Source organism: Anaeropeptidivorans aminofermentans (assembly GCF_940670685.1).
Taxonomy (GTDB): domain Bacteria; phylum Bacillota; class Clostridia; order Lachnospirales; family UBA5962; genus Anaeropeptidivorans; species Anaeropeptidivorans aminofermentans.
Genome location: NZ_OW711693.1, coordinates 2,353,689 through 2,371,288 on the forward strand (window position 1 = coordinate 2,353,689; position 17,600 = coordinate 2,371,288).

The window sequence follows — 17,600 nt, forward strand, 5'->3', positions numbered from 1 at the left end:
GCATAAAACCAAAAGAGCAATGCAAAAAACAATAAAAATATCCGCCTTAAAAATCACCTGAATTAAATGTTTATTTGAAAGCACTTATTAAATTAAAAGCTTATTCCATCTTCTACATACTTGACAAGATCTTCTATTTTTATTCTTTCCTGTTCCATAGAATCTCTGTGTCTTACGGTTACGCAGCCGTCTTCAAGAGAGTCAAAGTCAAAGGTTATGCAATAAGGAGTACCGATTTCATCCTGGCGCCTATACCGCTTTCCTATGGAGCCGGATTCATCATACTCACAATTAAAATGCTTGGAAAGCATATTATATACTTCTATACTGCCTTTTGAAAGCTTCTTTGAAAGGGGAAGAACAGCAGCCTTTATGGGCGCAAGAGCTGGATGAAAGCGCATTACTGTTCTTGTATCACCTTCGGCAACCTCCTCCTCGTCATAGGCTTCACTTAAGAAAGCAAGGGTAACTCTATCTGCACCGAGAGAAGGCTCAACACAGTAAGGAATATATTTTTCATTGGTGGTTTGGTCGAAATAAGAAAGGTCCTCACCAGAAAACTCCTGATGCTTTTTAAGGTCGTAATCGGTTCTGTCGGCTATACCCCAAAGCTCACCCCAGCCAAAGGGGAAAAGGAACTCAATATCCGTCGTTGCCTTGCTGTAATGAGAAAGCTCCTCAGGCTTATGATCCCTTACTCTCATGCTTTCTTCTTTGATGCCAAGGTCTTTAAGCCAATTAATACAGAAGGCTCTCCAATATTGGAACCATTCCAAATCTGTACCCGGCTCACAGAAAAATTCAAGCTCCATCTGCTCAAATTCCCTTGTTCTAAAGGTGAAGTTACCCGGAGTTATTTCATTTCTAAAGGATTTTCCTATTTGGCCTATACCAAAGGGGATTTTCTTTCTTGTCGTTCTCTGAACGTTTTTAAAATTAACGAAAATACCTTGAGCTGTTTCAGGACGAAGATAAATAGTACTTTTACTGTCCTCCGTAACTCCTGCGAAGGTTTTAAACATCAGGTTAAACTGGCGTATATCAGTAAAGTCGTGCTCACCGCAGGAAGGGCATTTGATATTGTTATCTTCGATATATTTTTTCATTTCTTCGTTGGTCCAGCCGTCTACAGGCTCACCGTCATTTCTGAAATCCTCAATAATCTTATCGGCTCTGAAACGCTCATGGCATTTACGGCAGTCCATTAAGGGATCGGAAAAGCCTCCCACGTGGCCGCTGGCCTCCCACACTCTGGGATTCATAAGGATAGCACAGTCAACACCTACATTATAAGTGCTTTCCTGTACGAACTTTTTCCACCATGCCTTTTTTATATTATTTTTAAGCTCTACGCCTAAGGGGCCGTAATCCCATGAATTAGCAAGTCCGCCGTAAATTTCGGAGCCTGGGAATATAAAACCTCTGGCCTTTGAAAGAGCAACTATTTTTTCCATTGATTTCTTCATATTTATATCTCCTTTCCTTTTTATTATGGCCTTTCTAAAAACAGTTAAATCATGAATGCTTTGCGATAAATTGGATTTTAAAATTATTTTGATTTACAAAACTTAGTCTTATGGCAAAACATCCCTGATTTAAAATTTCAAGAAATGCACAATCTAATTTAATTTTAATATTTTAAAATTATTTGTGAAGCTTTTTAGGCTTTACTATTGTTATTTCGCTTTACATATAATGAAAATTTAAACCCCAGGATTTTGCAGACCAAAATTTCTTTTATCAATTTATAGCAAAATAAGATTAAGGTAAGAACAAAAAACTATTTTTCATAAACGGCTTAAAATATAGAATCACTATTTTAAGCCATTCAAAATATACGGTTTTTGTTACGCTAATTCATTGTTTCGCTATAGTATATAAAGCCAAAATAAAAAGCCTTCTATCCAATGCAGTTAAATGCAAGGGACGAAAGCTTGACTTCCGTGGTTCCACCCTAATTGACCGGCATACACCAGCCCACTTTAAAGTAAGTATGCTCAAAAGCGCCAACCAGAAAAAATGAACACAGGGCTTTCACCAACTCCCATTCGCTAATGCGGATTCATCCGCGTGTCTTTTTTAACCAGCCTTCTTCATCAAAGCATATATTAAATTTCAATATATAGAAACTTTACCATATGATGGAGACTATTGTCAATAAGAATTTATACTAAGAGAACTTGAAAATTACATAAACATAAGCTTGTATAGCAATTTATTTTTATTCTGCCATAAGTATTTGGCTTTAGAAAGCATAAATAAGCGAAAAGTAAATTAATAATAGCGCTCTTTCATATAAATTTAGCTATAGACAGTTTTTAAGTAAACGCGTTTTATCGTTTTTCAAGTTTATTGACTGTATAATGCACTTTTTAATAAGTAAAATTCGAAGTTATTTCACAAATCTGAACCTTTACTTTCTAAGTTCAAGGATATATTTATATTTAAATCGCGTTTTTTAAGTTCCTATTTTTTCATTATAAATGATAAAGGCTGATGACAAGTCATCAGCCCCGGCGTGCATACAGCACAAAACCGAATTGTTTTCCCAAACCAATACAATAAATAATCTCTTAAATGCTGTCTATACATTTAAATAAATAATATTGATTGTGGAGCCTCATTGAGGCTCCTAATTATAATAACCAATTCATAAAGAAAAAATTCTAAATACTTAAATAAAAATTAAATTTTGATTTTAATTATTTAAAAGCCAAGCTATTATCTAAAAAATACGCAGACTAAGCCCGCGTATTTTAATTTTTTAATATAAAGATTATACTCTTCCGAGATATTCTCCCGAACGTGTATCTATTTTTATAACGTCTCCGATATTTATAAATAAAGGAACATTTATGCTTGTACCTGTTTCAAGCTTTGCAGGCTTTGTTGCACCTGTAGCAGTATCGCCTTTGAAGCCCGGCTCTGTATCAACTACTTCAAGCTCTACAAAAAGAGGAGGCTCTATACCGAAAACCTTTCCGTTATGGGAAAGTATTTTAACCATTTCATTTTCTTTAACAAATTCCAAAGCGTCGCCAACATCAGATGCGTTAACAGCACTCTGTTCGAAGCTTTCAACGTCCATAAAATGGTAAAGTTCTCCGTCGGTGTAAAGAAACTGCATATCCTTTCTGTCTATATGAGCCTTAGGCATTTTTTCAGATGGGCGGAAGGTTCTTTCAGTAACGCCGCCTGAAATTAAATTTCTTATTTTAGTACGTACAAAGGCGGCGCCCTTTCCCGGCTTTACATGCTGAAATTCAATTATAGTATAAATATCGCCGTCAATTTCAACTGTTACTCCATTTCTAAACTCACTTGCAGAAATCATAAAATCCTCCTAAATATAAGGTATAAATTAATTTGAGCCCGGTTAAAAAACCTTCCGAACGTCAATTATAGCCGAAAATAATATCCATATTTAATTTTAATTTTGTATTATATACTTAGTAAGCTTTTTAAAGCTTACTAAGTATATAATATAATTTTTCAAAAATCCATCTATTTATTGCTGATTAATTAAAATTTCATTTACAGCATCTAGGGCAAGTAAATATCCGTAAGAACCAAACCCGCAAAGCTGCCCTTTACACACCGGTGCAATAACGGAAGTATGCCTGAACTCTTCCCTTTGATGAATATTTGATAAATGTACCTCAACGGTTGGGATACTTACAGATGCAATACAGTCTCTTATGGCATAAGAATAATGTGTATAGGCCCCAGGATTTATTATTATAGCTTCTACGCCTTCATAATAGCAAGACTGAATATAATTGATTATATCTCCTTCGGAATTCGACTGGTAGCATTCTGCGTCAAAAGAAAGCTCCTCAGCTCTTTCAAGGATTCTTTTATTAATATCGTCTAAAAATTCGCTTCCATAAAAATCCTTTTCCCTGATACCTGTAAAATTTAAATTGGGACCGTGGATTATTCTTACTTTATTCATAAACGCACCCCTTATTAAGCTTCTGCGTCTTTCTTTTTATTATGTCTTGGATTTTTCTTTACTATATCCACAGCTCTCGCTATCGCTGAAACCACGTCTACATCAAATTGCTGCTGAAGTATAGAGACCTTAGAATATAACTGTCCTTTTTCCGTTGCAATATATTTTGGAGGCAGAGAGTTAAGCGCAACTGCCAGAATATCCATTCTGCATATTTCGCAGTCACAGCCGCCGCAGGATTCTATAACCTTGTCAAGGCTTTCCAAAACAATTTCCTCCATATAATTTTTAACAACTATCATATAATTACCTCCGGACATTATATTAATTTCAATTCGTCTGCATCTGTACTGTAATCACACCTTAATCCGTTTTTATATCGTCTGTATATGTTGTCTTACGTTTATGCTTATTATTATCTATTTATACGTTACCTGCGAAAACGAAACAAGATTAAGTAACCTTGATTTTGTCTTATTTCTTTTCTGTCGTTCGTCTATTTATACGCTTTCTTTTGAAATATATTCGGTATTATATATGAATACATTCCCTTCGCAAATGTATTCATAACTAAAATCAAGCCTTGCTTGATTTTGCCTTTTTTCTCTTCTGCCATTTATATATTCATACATTCCCTTCGGAAATGTATTCATAACTAAAATCAAGCCTTGCTTGATTTCGCCTTTTTTCTCTTCTGCCATTTATATATTCATACATTCCCTTCGGGAATATATTCATAACTAAAATCAAGCCTTGCTTGATTTCCCGTGCAGTCTTTCTCTCTTTTATATTCATACATTCCCTTCGGGAATATATTCATAACTAAAATCAAGCCTTGCTTGATTTCCCGTGCGGTCTTTCTCTTTTTTATATTCATACATTCCCTTCAGGAATATATTCATAACTAAAATCAAGCCTTGCTTGATTTCGCCTTTTTTCTCTTCTGCCATTTATATATTCATACATTCCCTTCGGGAATATATTCATAACTAAAATCAAGCCTTGCTTGATTTTAGTTACATTATACATTTTTTCACTTTTTGTGGCAAGGTTTAATAAATGAAACCTTAAATTTTATCCATAGAGATTTTTATTAGAGCTAATTTTTATAATATCTTTCAAGTATCTTTTTTTCAAGGCCTCTTTTTATTTTTACAGATAAAACGTCTTTATCTGAAACCGGCTTTACAAGAATAGTATATATATTGTTTAAGTTTCCGCATAGGACATCTGTAAAAATCTGGTCTCCTATAAGGGCTGTATTATTATTTTTAGCTTTTATCATTTTCATTGCTTTCCATATACCAAAGGGTAAGGGCTTTAACCCGTGGTGGATTGCTATAAATTTAAGGTCTTCATTAAAAAGCGTAACCCTCTTTTTATGATTATTGGAAACAAAAGCTATTTTAAAACCCATTTTAATGAGCTTATCAAAAAGCTTTAAGGCTTTCTCTCCCGGTTTATGCTCCTCATATGCTGCTATGGTATTATCAATATCATATATTAGATATCTTATACCGCTATCATAAAGCTTTTTATAATCAACAGAAGAAATATCCGGCAAATATTCCTTTGGGCAAAAAATTTTAAACATAATCTAACTCCCTATTAATAATACTCTTCCTATGATATTCATAAGGCTATCATTAAAAGCTATGCAGGCGATGCTTCCCAGGAGCATAAAAGGCCCCAGAGGAAGCTCCGACTTTATATTCATTTTTCTTAAAAGAAGCATAAAAACAGCAAATATGCCAGCCAAAAGGACGCTTATGAAAAATATCAATAAGGTATTTACAGGCCCTGTCCATATGCCGATTACGCCCAGAAGCTTCATGTCTCCGGCGCCCATTTTCCCTTTCGATAAAACAATCGCAAGAAATAAAGGAAATATCCCCGATATAAAACCTGCAAGGGCACTAATCAAAATCCAATAATCAAAGACTAAAAGAAAAATGCATGTATTTATTAATATGCCTGTGCCTGCAAAAAATATAAGGATTTTATCAGGTATAATATGTCTTTTCATATCAATAAAAGAGAGTACCAATAAGAAGAAAATAAAAATCAAAATACTTATGATTTTAACTGCAAATACATCTATTCTGTCAAAAACCATAAGCTCGAATGCGGCCCTCATTACAGTAATTCTTCTATAACACCGGCGGCTTTCTTGGTAAGCTCCTCTATTTTTTCAGGGGACTTTCCTCCGGCCTGAGCCATATTTGCCTTTCCACCGCCTTTTCCTCCTATAATAGCTGAAAGCTCCTTAATAATATTTCCGGCATGAACGCCCTTTGAAACAGCGTCATCCGTAGCCATAACGACAAGATTTGCCTTATCCTCATGTTTTGAAGTAATTACTATTATACCAGATTTGAGCTTATCTTTCAGCTTATCGCCGAGGGTTCTCAAGCCATTCATATCAAGTTCCCCAGCATCTGAAACGACTAAACTGATTCCTTTTACTTCTGTGCCTGTCTTTAATATATCGTCTACAATGTTACCGGTCATGCTGCTTTTAAGCTTTTCAAATTCAGATTTTAATTCTCTCATTTCTTTTATGGCTGTTTCTGCCCTTTTTACAAGATTTTCAGGGGTTGTTTTAAGTGCCATAGCAGCCGTTTTAATTAATATATCCTGAGATTTATAATATTCAAGAGCAGCTTCTCCCGTGAGCGCTTCTATTCTTCTTACGCCTGCGGAAATCCCGCTTTCGGAGAGTATTTTAAAGGTGGATATTTGAGCGGTATTTTTAACGTGGGTACCGCCGCAGAGCTCTATGCTGTAATCGGCTACCTTTATTACTCTTACATCTTTTTCATACTTTTCGCCGAAAAGAGCCATGGCGCCCATACTTTTTGCTTTATCAATATCGGTATTAATGATTTCTACAGTAAGAGAAGAGAATATTTTATCATTCACCATTCTTTCTATCTTTTCTAAATCCTCGTAGCCGATTGCCTCAAAATGAGTAAAGTCGAATCTAAGCCTGTTTTCTGAAACATAAGAGCCGGCCTGCTCAACATGAGTGCCTAAAACTTCTCTTAAAGCTTTTTGAAGAAGGTGGGTCGCCGTATGGTTTCTTGCGGTATTCATTCTGTTTTTCTCATCAACGGCAGCTTTTACGATAGAGCCTGAACGAATTTCCCCTTCTGTTACTACACCGATATGAACATATTTTCCGGCGGATTTAATACAGTCTTTTATCTCCACGATGCCTTCGGCAGTTTCTATTTTCCCCTTATCCCCTTGCTGTCCGCCGCCTGTTGCATAGAAAGGCGTTTTATTTAAAACAACGGAAACTTCTTCTCCCTTAAGGGCTTTATCTACGATTTCTCCGTTCACAACAAGGCCTTTCACAAGGGCATCTTCAGTATATAAATAGGTATATCCTATGAATTCCGTAGGTTCCTTTGAGCCAACCTTAGCATATATTTCTTCTGCCCCGCCCATAAAGGTATTTTCTTCCCTGCTGCTTCTTGAAAGCTGCCTTTGATTTTCCATTTCCTTGAGGAATTGGTCTTCATCGATACCAATATGATCTTCTGCAAGAATTTCTTTCATAAGCTCAAAGGGGAATCCAAAGGTATCATAGAGCCTGAAAGCATCTTCTCCCGAAAGCATTTTTTCTGCTCTTTCCTTAACCTTTTTAATATAGCTTTTTAAAAATTCGAGACCTTGGTCAAGGGTTTCATAAAAGCGGCTTTCTTCAAGGGAGAGTATTTTAAATATATAATCCTGTTTTTCTAAAAGCTCAGGATAAGCATCCTTACTTTCTCTTATAACCACCTTACATAAATCCGTAAGGAACATTTTATCTATGCCTAAAAGCTTTCCATGGCGGGCGGCTCTTCTTAAAAGCCTTCTTAATACATAGCCTCTTCCTTCATTATTCGGAAGAACACCGTCTGCAAGCATAAATGTAACGGCTCTGATATGGTCTGTTACAATACGGATTGAAACATCGGTTTCATAAGATTTGCCGTATTCCTTATTGGCGGTTTTGCATACGGCTTCCCTTACAGCCTTGATAGAGTCTATATCAAATACGGATTCTACCCCCTGCATGGCAACAGCAAGCCTTTCAAGGCCCATACCCGTATCAATATTCGGGTGAGCAAGAGGTGTATAGCTTCCGTCTTCTTCCTTATTAAACTGAGTGAAAACAAGATTCCATACTTCCATAAACCTGTCGCATTCACAGCCTACTTCACAGGTATCTTCCTGACAGCCGAACTCTTCCCCTCTGTCAAAATATATTTCAGAGCAGGGACCGCAAGGGCCTGTTCCAACTTCCCAGAAATTATCTTCCTTGCCTAAACGGTAGATTCTTTCGGCAGGAAGGCCTACTTTTTCATTCCATATTTTAAAAGCCTCATCATCTTCATGATATACTGAAACGTAAAGCCTGTCTGCGGGTATTTTAAGAACCTCAGTGCAGTATTCCCAGCTCCATGGAATGATTTCCTCCTTAAAATAATCGCCAAAGGAGAAATTACCCAGCATTTCAAAAAATGTACAATGCCTTGAAGTCTTTCCTACGTTTTCAATGTCTCCTGTACGAATACATTTCTGGCATGTGGTCATTCTCTTAGACGGCGGAACTTCAATTCCCGTAAAATAAGGCTTTAAAGGAGCCATTCCTGCGTTTATAAGCAGAAGGCTCTTATCATTTTGCGGTATCAAGGGATAAGAAGCATGCCTTAAATGCCCCTTACTCTCAAAAAAACTTAAAAAGCTTTCTCTAAGCTCATTAACTTTCATATATTCCATAAAAATTCCCTCCTTAAACAAATGCCCTGCTGGGGCTTAAATATCCGTAAAATAAAAAAGGCACCTTAAATATAGGGACGAATAAATCGCGGTACCACCCTAAGTTGCGTAAAAAACAAACGCCACTCGAACCGTTAACGCCGGCATACGTGGCTGCCTACACAGAATAAACCTTCGGCAGTCAGGGTTATAAAAAGCTGCTTCAGCAAAAAGCTACTGGGGAAATCTCACCCTAATCCCCTCTCTTTGAGGCTTCTTTTGCTTACTCCTCTTTTTCCCTTTAAATAATAATATTTGATTAAATATATCAATTGGCAGATATTTTGTCAATAGTATTCTATAGGACAAATGCAAGAAAGTATTTTTCTGTCCCTAAAAGGAGATTTTGGCAATACACCGCCGGAAGATTTATAATTTGATGGAAATATATTCTATCAAATAGATTCAAGTCGAAAATGCCAAAGCAGCTAATTCGCATATATCTTTCATGCATTTGCCGCATAAAAAGCTTAGGTCAAATAAATTTATCTTTTTCGTGGGTATGGTTTTGATTCGTCTGTCCTGTCTACTAAATAATCAATACTTGTCTCGAATAAATCTGCAAGCTTATTCAGTACAGGTATCGGGATATTCAAATTTCCCAGCTCATAGTCGGAATAAGTAGTCTGATGAATATTTAATAGCTTTGCTATTTGAGCCTGTGTCATACCTTTGTCGTCTCTCATATCGCGTATTCTTTCGTACATATTTTTTCACCTCAATATTATTATCCATAAGGGAATACACCTTATTGACTTTTAAGGGTATTTCCCTTAAAATAATATTTGAGGTGATGCGGTATGCCCGATTATAAAAATATAAATAACGCTCTTATAATTGCATTAAGTGAAATTATAGATAAAGCAAAAGAAGCGATTGAAGAAGCAGAGGAAAATATTATTTCCGACGAAGCGAATAAACCAAACCTACATATTCTCCATTTAGAAGAAGATACAGCAAATACCAGAAAAAGTGGCCTTTAGACCACTTTTTCTTTCATTATGCTATTACACTTTGATTCAAATAATTTCCTGCGAATTTTTCTGTTGCCGAAGCAATGCCTATGAGCTATATTTATTCCTTTTCCTTAGGCTCAAATACCAAGGAAGCTAAATAGCTAAAGGTCACGACAGAGGCGATTCCTCCGGCAGCGGCCTTCATGCCTCCGGTAAATACACCTAAAAGGCCTACTTCATCAACTTCAGATATAACCCCTTTTGCAAGATTATATCCGAATCCCGGAAGAGGCACAGTAGCACCTGCTCCGCCGAAATCAACGATTTTTCCGTATATGCCAAGACCGCCTAAAATACAGCCGATGACTACAAACAAAACAAGAATTCTTGCAGAAGTCATTTTTGTTTTATCGATTAAAATCTGTCCTATGACGCATATGATTCCACCTACTAAAAAAGCTTTTAAATATTCCATATTATCACCTGCTATTCTCTATTCTTACGGCATGGGCTATGCCGGGTATGGTTTCTCCCTGCTGGCTTGTGGTTGGGCTTAAAAGGGCACCGGTGGGAACAAGTAAAATTCTATTAAATGCAAGATTTTTAAGCTTATCATATAAATATCCTGCAAAAGTAACTGCCGCACATGCACAGCCGCTTCCCCCTGAATGGGTATCCTGCTTTTCCTTATCAAAAATTTTTATTCCGCAGTCAGTAAAATTATCCTTAAGCTCTATTCCCTGTTCTTTTAAAAGCTCTATTACAAGCTCTCTTCCAACGTGTCCCAAGTCTCCTGTTATGATTAAATCATAATAGTCGGGCGTAATATTAAAATCATTAAAATGGGTAAGCAGGGTATCTGCCGCCGCAGGCGCCATAGCCGCCCCCATATTAAAGGCATCTTTTATGCCCATATCCACAATCTTTCCTACGGTTGCCCCTGTTACAAAGGGCCCTTTTTCTTTATTGGATAAAACCGCAGCACCGCAGCCTGTTACTGTCCATGTAGACGTAGGAGGCCTTTGAGTACCTAAGTTAAGAGGTGAACGGAATTGTTTTTCAGCGGCGCAGAAATGGCTTGAAGCTCCTGCAATTATGTTTTTTCCGAATCCTCCGTCAATGAGCATAGAACCTATAATCATAGATTCTCCCATGGCAGAGCAGGCACTGAATACGCCGAAAAACGGCCTGTTTAATTCTCTTATGCCAAATGTGCTTCCTGTGTTCTGGTTAAGCAAATCTCCTGCAATTATATAATCTATATCATCAAGGGTAAGCCCTGCTTTTTTTGCAGCCATATTAAATGTTTTTTCAACAATAAGGGATTCCGCCTGCTCCCAGCTTTCTCCGCCGTTTAAAACGTCTTCAAGTATAACGTCAAAATATCTGTTTAAAGGTCCTTCCCCTTCTTTGGGGCCTACAACTGAAGCGGTATTCACGATAGAAACAGGATTCGTAAATAAAACGCTCTGTTTTCCTATTTTATTAGACACTTAAGGCACCTCCGGTAAAATAATGTATCAATCCTATAATAATCGATGTTATGGTTCCAAATACGATAACAGGCCCGGCTATGATAAACATCTTTGCGCCTACGCCCATGATTTGGCCTTCTTTTTTAAATTCTATGGCAGGGGACGCAACACTGTTTGCAAAGCCTGTTATAGGAACGATAGAACCTGCACCGGCGAATTTACCAAGCTTTGGATATACGCCGAGACCTGTAAAAAATACACCCAAAAAAATCATTATTATAGAGGTTACGGTTCCGGCATTTTCTTCCGAAAGCCCTCTGTTAAGCAAAGTATTTAAAACAAGCTGGCCTAAAATACATATCAATCCCCCTACGACAAAGGCTTTGATGCAATTCGTAAATATTTTTGAATTCGGGGATATCTTATCTACCATTTTTGAATATTCAGCTTTATTTTTTGTAATCTGTGACATTTTTTCCTCCTTTTAATAAATAAACTTTAATATTGCCAAAAGTTTTGCAGTAAAAATTCCATGCTTCTATTTTCTATTTAATATAACAATTTCAAATAAATTAAAATTGCTTAAAATATTAAATTTATAAAATGCTATATTTCAAAAAAACCATCTACCATAAAATAAAGAAGAGAACCTGCAAGCTTCCCTAAGGCCATTGAAAGAATAAATATCTTCATTCCCTTTTGAAGCCTTGTCCTTCTGGCCAGTATGGGAAGCACATCCAGGACCTCTGCAAGGCACATTGCCAAACAGCCATAGAATATCCCTATGCAAACGCTTATATATATTACCATAAGAGGATTTAGCCTTATGCTATAATCAAAGCTTATATTTACACAGCCGAATATTCCTCCCAGTATAATCATTTCTTCATATAATTTAATATAGCTTTCCGTTGATGTTTTCTGTGCAAGCCTTGGAACAACACCTATAATAGCTATAAACGCAAATACAGCCCCAGATATCACTACGCCTCCGCCAAGGCCTATGAGTACAGAAAGCAAATATTTCAAATACAGCATTATGAGCCGTCTCCTTTTTTATTTTTATTGAGATACTCTATTACGGTATCCACTATTTCAGTTTCATAGACGGACATTTCTACTTCTATAGGCGTCGGATCATTGGTTATTTTCTTCCCGCCAAAATGATTAAAGAAAACAATTATCCCAAGTGCAAGCCCTATGGAATAAGATATTTCAATTATCAAAGGGTCTTCCTTATATTCGCCGAAAAATATCTCATAATAATTTTGAAAAACTTTGGGTATCTGAGCATCTGAATGAAAACTCATAATAGCCGTAGCCGCACCTGTAAATAAAATAGTGGAAATAAAAACTATCTTAAGATATTTAATTATCTTGTTTTCCGACTTTTCTGTTTCAAATTCTACCAATATATCCTTTGAGCCGATATTAATAATTGTACTGTCTGGATATTCCTTCAGTATCATTCTAATAATATCAGCTATAGACAAAAGATGATTCGGCTTACTTCCTGTTTTTATTAATATTGTAAGCTCCTCAATACGGGCCTTTACGCTTTCAGAAGCTATAATTTCAGCTATATCCTTTATTTTTACAGTATTTTTTCCCTTAATAAGAGCTTTTTTTGTTGGTTTAACATAAATATCCACCTAATTCCTCCCATCAGCTTTATTTTCGGCTGAGCCGTTAATTATAAATTGATTTGAAAGCATTTTTAGAATTAAGCGCATCTATACTCAGAAATAAACCATATAGTAAATTTGCTTTTCTTCCGCAGTACGTAACGGGCTCCAAGAAGACATAAAATCAAGGAAAAGCAAATTTACAGCGCTATTGTCTACTTTTATTCGAGTACACGAATAGCTATAGCTTTTATTCTTTTTGTTTTCATTTTTTCGCAATATCTAAAAATAAATTAAGACTACTATATATTTTCTCAAAATATACGTAAAATATTCATTATTGCTTTTCAAGAGAAAAACAAGCCTGTATTTGAATATAAAATTTTTAAATAAAAAAAGACATGGATTATAGGCCATGCCTTAGAATATAAAATGACAAAAAATTTTTATTGTAAAGAAATTATGCTTGTATACAAAAGCACGGCATTAAAATTCCCGCTTCATTTGCTCCAAATAAAATGACTTATTGTCAACTGCACGCATCGTAGATAAAATTCCGTTCAAATGGTCATATTCATGCTGGAGCAGCTCCGAAAGATCTCCTTCTAAATGCATTGTTTGGGGTTTTAAATTTTCATCTAAATAAGAAATATCTGCACGCTTATACCGTTCCACTTTAACAATCAGGCCGGGAAAGGACATACAATCATCCAGCAATATATATTTTTCATTATCAGGAAAGCGCATCACTGGATTTATAAAAACATAGGGTTTATCCAAAAACATATATAGCAGCCGTTTCTTAATTCCTATTTGCGGTGCCGCAACTGCGCGGCCTGCTCCATATTTTTTTCGATAATCCATAAGTGTATCGTGCAAGTCTTCTATCCACTCAGGCAAAAAGCCAAAGTCTTCTTCTACAATTTCTTCACTGGGTTCATAAAGCTGTGGATTTCCAAGTTTCAGTATTTCTCGTATCATATTGCCTTGCTCCCTCCTTTTTCTTAATTTGTTTCCTGCAAACTCCTATTTATGTAAAAATATAAAATTAATTATATATTTGTTATGTAAAAAGACATAACTCCTCCTTGGCGGAAAGTTATGTCTTTTTAATGACCCGTAGGGGAATCGAACCCCTGTTTCAGCCGTGAGAGGGCCGTGTCTTAACCGCTTGACCAACGGGCCGGAATATTTAAAATTTGACAACATATTTACGATACTACTTTTTTAAGCGCAAATCAATAGTTTTTTTACAAATGTCCCTATTATTTTTTATCTTAATCACATATGCTTCTTAAAGTAAAAAGCTGTCTTTCAGCTTTAAGTGTATTTACTATAATTTACTGCTTAGGCTATAAAAACCCAAATAAAATATAGCTTTTTGGGGGACTCCATACCAATACTCTTTAAAACCATATCTTTTTATATTAAAAAGGCCCTCTCTCAAAGAAGAGGGCCGGCCGTTAGTTAAATTGCGTTATGTGTGAAGCAAACAATTGCGCAAGTAGGTATAATAGCTATGCTTCCAAGGGGGTTAATGCCACAGCAGGAAGTATTGCCGTATGCAGGAAAACCGAAGCCAAGGCCTGAATTTCCGAAGTTGCCGAATCCTGCGCAGCTTGAGCCTATAGGACATGCAGGAGCAGCTCCTACGTCGCAGAGAAGACGGATGCAGTTGCAGTCGCAGCTTACTAAAACACCAGTAAATCCGCTTCCTGATAAGCCACCGCTATTAGTAAAAACAGTAACTGTCTGACCAACGTAACGACACATAGAATCTACTAAACAGTTAACAAAACCATCCATATATTTCACTCCTTAAAAAGTTTTGTATCACTACTTTTCATTTTATAAATGATACTAGTGTATATTATGACAAGCATAGAATTTGTGTTACTTTTTAAGGAATTAATTTCTTAATTTATATTATGATACATTTCCGCAACGCTTCTTATAAAAACACTGTTTGAAGGCCTTTTCCCCTCATACATGGAAAATCCCAGCTGTTCAGCCGCTTTCCTTCCCTTTTCGTCTTCCCAGCCCTTTTTTATGGCATGCCTTATGGCTCTTTCTACACATGAGGAAGTGGTTGAATATCTTTCCGCAAGCATAGGATAGACTGTTTTTGTAATGCTAAATATTTCTTCATTATTCTCTATAGCAGTAATGATGGCTGTCTTTAAATATGTATATCCCTTTAAATTCGGGGCCATTCCCGTGGCCTTAAGGACGCTTGAAACATATTGGCAGGGGCTTTCATAATTTATATGCTTTTTAACATCGCTTAAAGGAAGTGCATCGGTTTCATTTTGTCTTTCTCTTGAATAATAAACCTGCTGGATTCTTCTTTCCATCAGTTCCAAATCAAAAGGTTTTAATATGAAATAATCGGCCCCAAGTTTTAAAGCCCTTTGGGTCAGGGCCTCGGCGCTTACGGCTGTAAACATTATAAAGGAAGGCCTTTTTGAACCTTTAAAGCCCTTGAGCCGTTCTAATATTGTTATGCCGTCAATTACAGGAAGAACCATATCAAGCATAACTACGTCTATATCCTTTTCATAAATCAGTCTCAGCCCGCTTTCACCGTCATGCTCAATGCCTACGATTTCATATTTACCGCTTTTTATAAGGTAGGCCTTAATTAGATCAGCAAGCTCTATATTATCTTCTATAATAGCGACTCTGATTTTACCTTTATAATTCATAATATCCCCTCATATAATATTATACACAGATTTTATATTTAAGCAACATTTTGGAAACCATAGTTACCAATATCCAATGGGTTTTAAACTTTTTTGGATTTTTTATAAAAAGCGGCCTCTTAAAGATTTCTTTAAGTATGCCGCTTTTTATAAGAGGGTCGCTTTAAAAAAGTCCCTTGTTAATTTACTTTTACTTTATTTATGCTGTCTCTGCCATGCGTATATAGCCAAGTGACTATCTACTACATGCCTTTTTCCTGTTGAAGCATTTTTTCTATGAATATTCCATATCCCTTGGAAGGGTCTTGAACAAAAACATGAGTTACGGCGCCTACAAGCTTATTATTTTGAATGATGGGGCTTCCGCTCATTCCTTGAACAATTCCATTGGTTTTTTCTAAAAGTTCCTCATCAGTAATTCTAATGACCATTCCTTTAGAATCGTCCTGAGAGTTTTTATTAATGGATTCAATATAGATATCATATTCTTTTGCCGTTATTCCGTCTACATTGGATATTATTACGGCTGGACCTTCTTCCACTTCATTTTGCAGTCCTATTTTAACAGGACTTCCTAAAGAGCTCCATGAATTTGGATTGTCTAATTTTCCATATAGGCCGTATTCATTGTTAAGCCTTACCTGCCCTATAACTTCATCGGTTTTTATATCCCCTATAAGCTCCCCCGGCAGGCCTTTTTTTCCTTTTTTTACTGATTTAATCTCCGTTTTCATTACATCGCCGTATCTTACGGTCATAAGCTTTCTTGTATCAACATCTAATATTCCATGGCCTAAAGCTGCAAATTTTCCGGTATTTGGATCAAGGTAGGTTATTGTTCCTATGCCCTGTGTTGAATCCCTCACCCAAACACCAATTTTCTGCTTTCCGTCTTCTACTGCCTCAATTGGTCTAACATTTAGTTCAATAATCTCTTCTTCTCTTTTTATTTTGAGATAAATTTCTTCCATTTCTGATTCTATTTCATTAACCAATTCTTCTTTTGTATGGAGTTCTTTGCCGTTTACACTTAATATTAAATCTCCGGCCTGCAAAATCCCTTCGCTTGGCTTATGGGCAACTCCGTCTTTGCCGTTTACATATCCTGTACCAAGGACCATGATACCATCTGTGCTTATTCTCACGCCTATGGTTATACCCATCGGAATTACTTCATGAACTTCGGCACTGTTGTTTTCTTCCTTGTATTCCTCTTCGGTGGGAGATTCATTCTCCTTTTTTGAAGAAATATCTTTTAAATCCAGGATACTGCTGTAATTAAAGGCAGCAAATTTTTCTTTTTTTAAAGGTTCATTATAAACATAAGAAACATCTATATTATCAGATGAAAGCATATTCCTGAAAGGATTTTTTATATCTAAATGCAGATACTCATTATTGAAAATCGAAGGCTTATCAGGAAATAATGCATTTACCGTAACAAAATATATAAAAAATGCAAAAAATAAAGACAATAGAATAATCATAAACTGATTATTGTTGTCATTTTTATTTCTTTGGCTCATTCCTCCACTTCCCACTTAAGCATTTGCGGTATTTCAAAGAATTAAGAAATAATCTGCCGCTTAATATAAGTTAACCTTTTTCATGTCATATATACTCGATTTAAGGTTATAAGATTTTCCACAAATCATGAAGCCAATGATTCTTTAATTATTAAAAACTATTAATTATTTTATGTTTTGGATTAAAATTGAAATGGAAAGAAATTTCCATTTTTTTCGAAATTTTTTAAATTCATATACTCTTATTTTCTCACAAAAAAGTTTTTTTACTAACTTTTATTTTTAAAAATACCTCTTATTAAGAAGAATTTAAAGTATAGGAAATTTGGCTTTTGGCATCGCAAATTGGGTGATTTTACTTTCCCGAGAAAAATAGTGGGTTTCAAGATTTGCTTTAGAAAAGTGACGGAATAGCTATTTATAGTAAATTTATTATGAAGAAGTAGCAAAAGCATATTCCCGACAGGCCTAAAAACACGGATTCCCTTCGGAAACGGTACATTTTGAGCCTCCTTGAATATACGGTTTTGCTGCTATTTAACTTTA

Annotated in this window: 19 protein-coding genes, 1 tRNA gene and 1 other annotated feature; of the genes, 1 reads left to right on the forward strand and 19 read right to left on the reverse strand. The window is 35.8% G+C overall.

The window, feature by feature from the left end; all coding sequences use genetic code 11:
* Positions 1 to 92: 92 nt before the first annotated feature.
* From NBX03_RS09900 to NBX03_RS09940, 9 genes are all read right to left on the reverse strand, one after another.
* The gene (locus tag NBX03_RS09900) at positions 93 to 1,466 is read right to left on the reverse strand and encodes a glycine--tRNA ligase (protein ID WP_250227615.1); all 1,374 of its coding nucleotides are present in this window, start codon (positions 1,464 to 1,466) and stop codon (positions 93 to 95) included.
* 1,310 nt (positions 1,467 to 2,776) lie between these two features.
* The gene (gene efp, locus NBX03_RS09905) at positions 2,777 to 3,334 is read right to left on the reverse strand and encodes an elongation factor P (protein ID WP_250227616.1); all 558 of its coding nucleotides are present in this window, start codon (positions 3,332 to 3,334) and stop codon (positions 2,777 to 2,779) included.
* A gap of 174 nt (positions 3,335 to 3,508) precedes the next feature.
* Complete coding sequence (gene aroQ / locus NBX03_RS09910; protein WP_250227617.1) at positions 3,509 to 3,955, reverse strand: type II 3-dehydroquinate dehydratase; 447 nt, start codon at positions 3,953 to 3,955, stop codon at positions 3,509 to 3,511.
* A gap of 14 nt (positions 3,956 to 3,969) precedes the next feature.
* Positions 3,970 to 4,257, reverse strand: coding sequence for a late competence development ComFB family protein (locus tag NBX03_RS09915; protein WP_250227618.1), 288 nt, complete (start codon positions 4,255 to 4,257; stop codon positions 3,970 to 3,972).
* 407 nt (positions 4,258 to 4,664) lie between these two features.
* On the reverse strand, positions 4,665 to 4,832 hold the full coding sequence (locus tag NBX03_RS09920; RefSeq protein WP_250227619.1) for a hypothetical protein: 168 nt from the start codon (positions 4,830 to 4,832) through the stop codon (positions 4,665 to 4,667).
* 222 nt (positions 4,833 to 5,054) lie between these two features.
* Positions 5,055 to 5,549 (reverse strand): YqeG family HAD IIIA-type phosphatase, encoded by a 495-nt coding sequence (locus NBX03_RS09925; RefSeq protein ID WP_250227620.1) that lies wholly within the window; start codon positions 5,547 to 5,549, stop codon positions 5,055 to 5,057.
* A gap of 3 nt (positions 5,550 to 5,552) precedes the next feature.
* Positions 5,553 to 6,092, reverse strand: coding sequence for a prepilin peptidase (locus NBX03_RS09930; protein WP_250227621.1), 540 nt, complete (start codon positions 6,090 to 6,092; stop codon positions 5,553 to 5,555).
* Positions 6,092 to 8,728, reverse strand: coding sequence for an alanine--tRNA ligase (gene alaS / locus NBX03_RS09935; protein ID WP_250227622.1), 2,637 nt, complete (start codon positions 8,726 to 8,728; stop codon positions 6,092 to 6,094). Before alaS ends, NBX03_RS09930 begins: the two co-directional genes overlap by 1 nt.
* 70 nt (positions 8,729 to 8,798) lie before the next feature.
* Positions 8,799 to 9,017, reverse strand: a binding site (T-box leader).
* A gap of 235 nt (positions 9,018 to 9,252) precedes the next feature.
* Positions 9,253 to 9,474 carry a helix-turn-helix domain-containing protein gene (locus tag NBX03_RS09940; protein WP_250227623.1) on the reverse strand — a complete coding sequence of 74 codons (222 nt, stop codon included), beginning with the start codon at positions 9,472 to 9,474 and terminating at the stop codon, positions 9,253 to 9,255.
* Positions 9,475 to 9,567: 93 nt separating this feature from the next.
* Here NBX03_RS09940 and NBX03_RS09945 point away from each other — a divergent pair, with 93 nt between their 5' ends.
* Entirely contained in the window at positions 9,568 to 9,750 is a 183-nt protein-coding gene (locus NBX03_RS09945; protein WP_250227624.1) for a hypothetical protein, read from the forward strand.
* Between the two features lie 91 nt (positions 9,751 to 9,841).
* On the opposite strand, the gene spoVAE is transcribed toward NBX03_RS09945, so the two are convergent.
* From spoVAE to spoIVB, 10 genes are all read right to left on the reverse strand, one after another.
* Positions 9,842 to 10,198 carry a stage V sporulation protein AE gene (gene spoVAE / locus NBX03_RS09950; RefSeq protein WP_250227625.1) on the reverse strand — a complete coding sequence of 119 codons (357 nt, stop codon included), beginning with the start codon at positions 10,196 to 10,198 and terminating at the stop codon, positions 9,842 to 9,844.
* Between the two features lie 4 nt (positions 10,199 to 10,202).
* The gene (gene spoVAD, locus NBX03_RS09955) at positions 10,203 to 11,216 is read right to left on the reverse strand and encodes a stage V sporulation protein AD (RefSeq protein WP_250227626.1); all 1,014 of its coding nucleotides are present in this window, start codon (positions 11,214 to 11,216) and stop codon (positions 10,203 to 10,205) included.
* On the reverse strand, positions 11,209 to 11,670 hold the full coding sequence (gene spoVAC / locus NBX03_RS09960) for a stage V sporulation protein AC (RefSeq protein ID WP_250227627.1): 462 nt from the start codon (positions 11,668 to 11,670) through the stop codon (positions 11,209 to 11,211). Before spoVAC ends, spoVAD begins: the two co-directional genes overlap by 8 nt.
* Positions 11,671 to 11,804: 134 nt before the next feature.
* Positions 11,805 to 12,236 carry a stage V sporulation protein AB gene (locus tag NBX03_RS09965; RefSeq protein WP_250227628.1) on the reverse strand — a complete coding sequence of 144 codons (432 nt, stop codon included), beginning with the start codon at positions 12,234 to 12,236 and terminating at the stop codon, positions 11,805 to 11,807.
* Positions 12,236 to 12,850 (reverse strand): stage V sporulation protein AA, encoded by a 615-nt coding sequence (locus NBX03_RS09970; protein ID WP_250227629.1) that lies wholly within the window; start codon positions 12,848 to 12,850, stop codon positions 12,236 to 12,238. Before NBX03_RS09970 ends, NBX03_RS09965 begins: the two co-directional genes overlap by 1 nt.
* Before the next feature lie 459 nt (positions 12,851 to 13,309).
* Entirely contained in the window at positions 13,310 to 13,804 is a 495-nt protein-coding gene (locus NBX03_RS09975; RefSeq protein WP_250227630.1) for a peptide deformylase, read from the reverse strand.
* A gap of 132 nt (positions 13,805 to 13,936) precedes the next feature.
* Positions 13,937 to 14,008 (reverse strand) — tRNA-Glu (locus NBX03_RS09980).
* Positions 14,009 to 14,290: 282 nt separating this feature from the next.
* On the reverse strand, positions 14,291 to 14,629 hold the full coding sequence (locus tag NBX03_RS09985; RefSeq protein ID WP_250227631.1) for a hypothetical protein: 339 nt from the start codon (positions 14,627 to 14,629) through the stop codon (positions 14,291 to 14,293).
* Positions 14,630 to 14,739: 110 nt separating this feature from the next.
* Entirely contained in the window at positions 14,740 to 15,528 is a 789-nt protein-coding gene (gene spo0A / locus NBX03_RS09990) for a sporulation transcription factor Spo0A (protein WP_250227632.1), read from the reverse strand.
* Positions 15,529 to 15,770: 242 nt separating this feature from the next.
* Positions 15,771 to 17,054, reverse strand: a complete 1,284-nt coding sequence (spoIVB, locus tag NBX03_RS09995) for a SpoIVB peptidase (RefSeq protein WP_250227633.1) — start codon at positions 17,052 to 17,054, stop codon at positions 15,771 to 15,773.
* Between the last annotated feature and the right edge of the window lie 546 nt (positions 17,055 to 17,600).

Bases quoted from the DNA above. Each gene is read 5' to 3' on its own strand.
- NBX03_RS09900 (WP_250227615.1), bottom strand. From the start codon at position 1,466: ATGAAGAAATCAATGGAAAAAATAGTTGCTCTTTCAAAGGCCAGAGGT.
- efp (WP_250227616.1), bottom strand. From the start codon at position 3,334: ATGATTTCTGCAAGTGAGTTTAGAAATGGAGTAACAGTTGAAATTGAC.
- aroQ (WP_250227617.1), bottom strand. From the start codon at position 3,955: ATGAATAAAGTAAGAATAATCCACGGTCCCAATTTAAATTTTACAGGT.
- NBX03_RS09915 (WP_250227618.1), bottom strand. From the start codon at position 4,257: ATGATAGTTGTTAAAAATTATATGGAGGAAATTGTTTTGGAAAGCCTT.
- NBX03_RS09920 (WP_250227619.1), bottom strand. From the start codon at position 4,832: ATGAATATAAAAAAGAGAAAGACCGCACGGGAAATCAAGCAAGGCTTG.
- NBX03_RS09925 (WP_250227620.1), bottom strand. From the start codon at position 5,549: ATGTTTAAAATTTTTTGCCCAAAGGAATATTTGCCGGATATTTCTTCT.
- NBX03_RS09930 (WP_250227621.1), bottom strand. From the start codon at position 6,092: ATGAGGGCCGCATTCGAGCTTATGGTTTTTGACAGAATAGATGTATTT.
- alaS (WP_250227622.1), bottom strand. From the start codon at position 8,728: ATGGAATATATGAAAGTTAATGAGCTTAGAGAAAGCTTTTTAAGTTTT.
- NBX03_RS09940 (WP_250227623.1), bottom strand. From the start codon at position 9,474: ATGTACGAAAGAATACGCGATATGAGAGACGACAAAGGTATGACACAG.
- NBX03_RS09945 (WP_250227624.1), top strand. From the start codon at position 9,568: ATGCCCGATTATAAAAATATAAATAACGCTCTTATAATTGCATTAAGT.
- spoVAE (WP_250227625.1), bottom strand. From the start codon at position 10,198: ATGGAATATTTAAAAGCTTTTTTAGTAGGTGGAATCATATGCGTCATA.
- spoVAC (WP_250227627.1), bottom strand. From the start codon at position 11,670: ATGTCACAGATTACAAAAAATAAAGCTGAATATTCAAAAATGGTAGAT.
- NBX03_RS09965 (WP_250227628.1), bottom strand. From the start codon at position 12,236: ATGCTGTATTTGAAATATTTGCTTTCTGTACTCATAGGCCTTGGCGGA.
- NBX03_RS09975 (WP_250227630.1), bottom strand. From the start codon at position 13,804: ATGATACGAGAAATACTGAAACTTGGAAATCCACAGCTTTATGAACCC.
- NBX03_RS09985 (WP_250227631.1), bottom strand. From the start codon at position 14,629: ATGGATGGTTTTGTTAACTGTTTAGTAGATTCTATGTGTCGTTACGTT.
- spo0A (WP_250227632.1), bottom strand. From the start codon at position 15,528: ATGAATTATAAAGGTAAAATCAGAGTCGCTATTATAGAAGATAATATA.
- spoIVB (WP_250227633.1), bottom strand. From the start codon at position 17,054: ATGAGCCAAAGAAATAAAAATGACAACAATAATCAGTTTATGATTATT.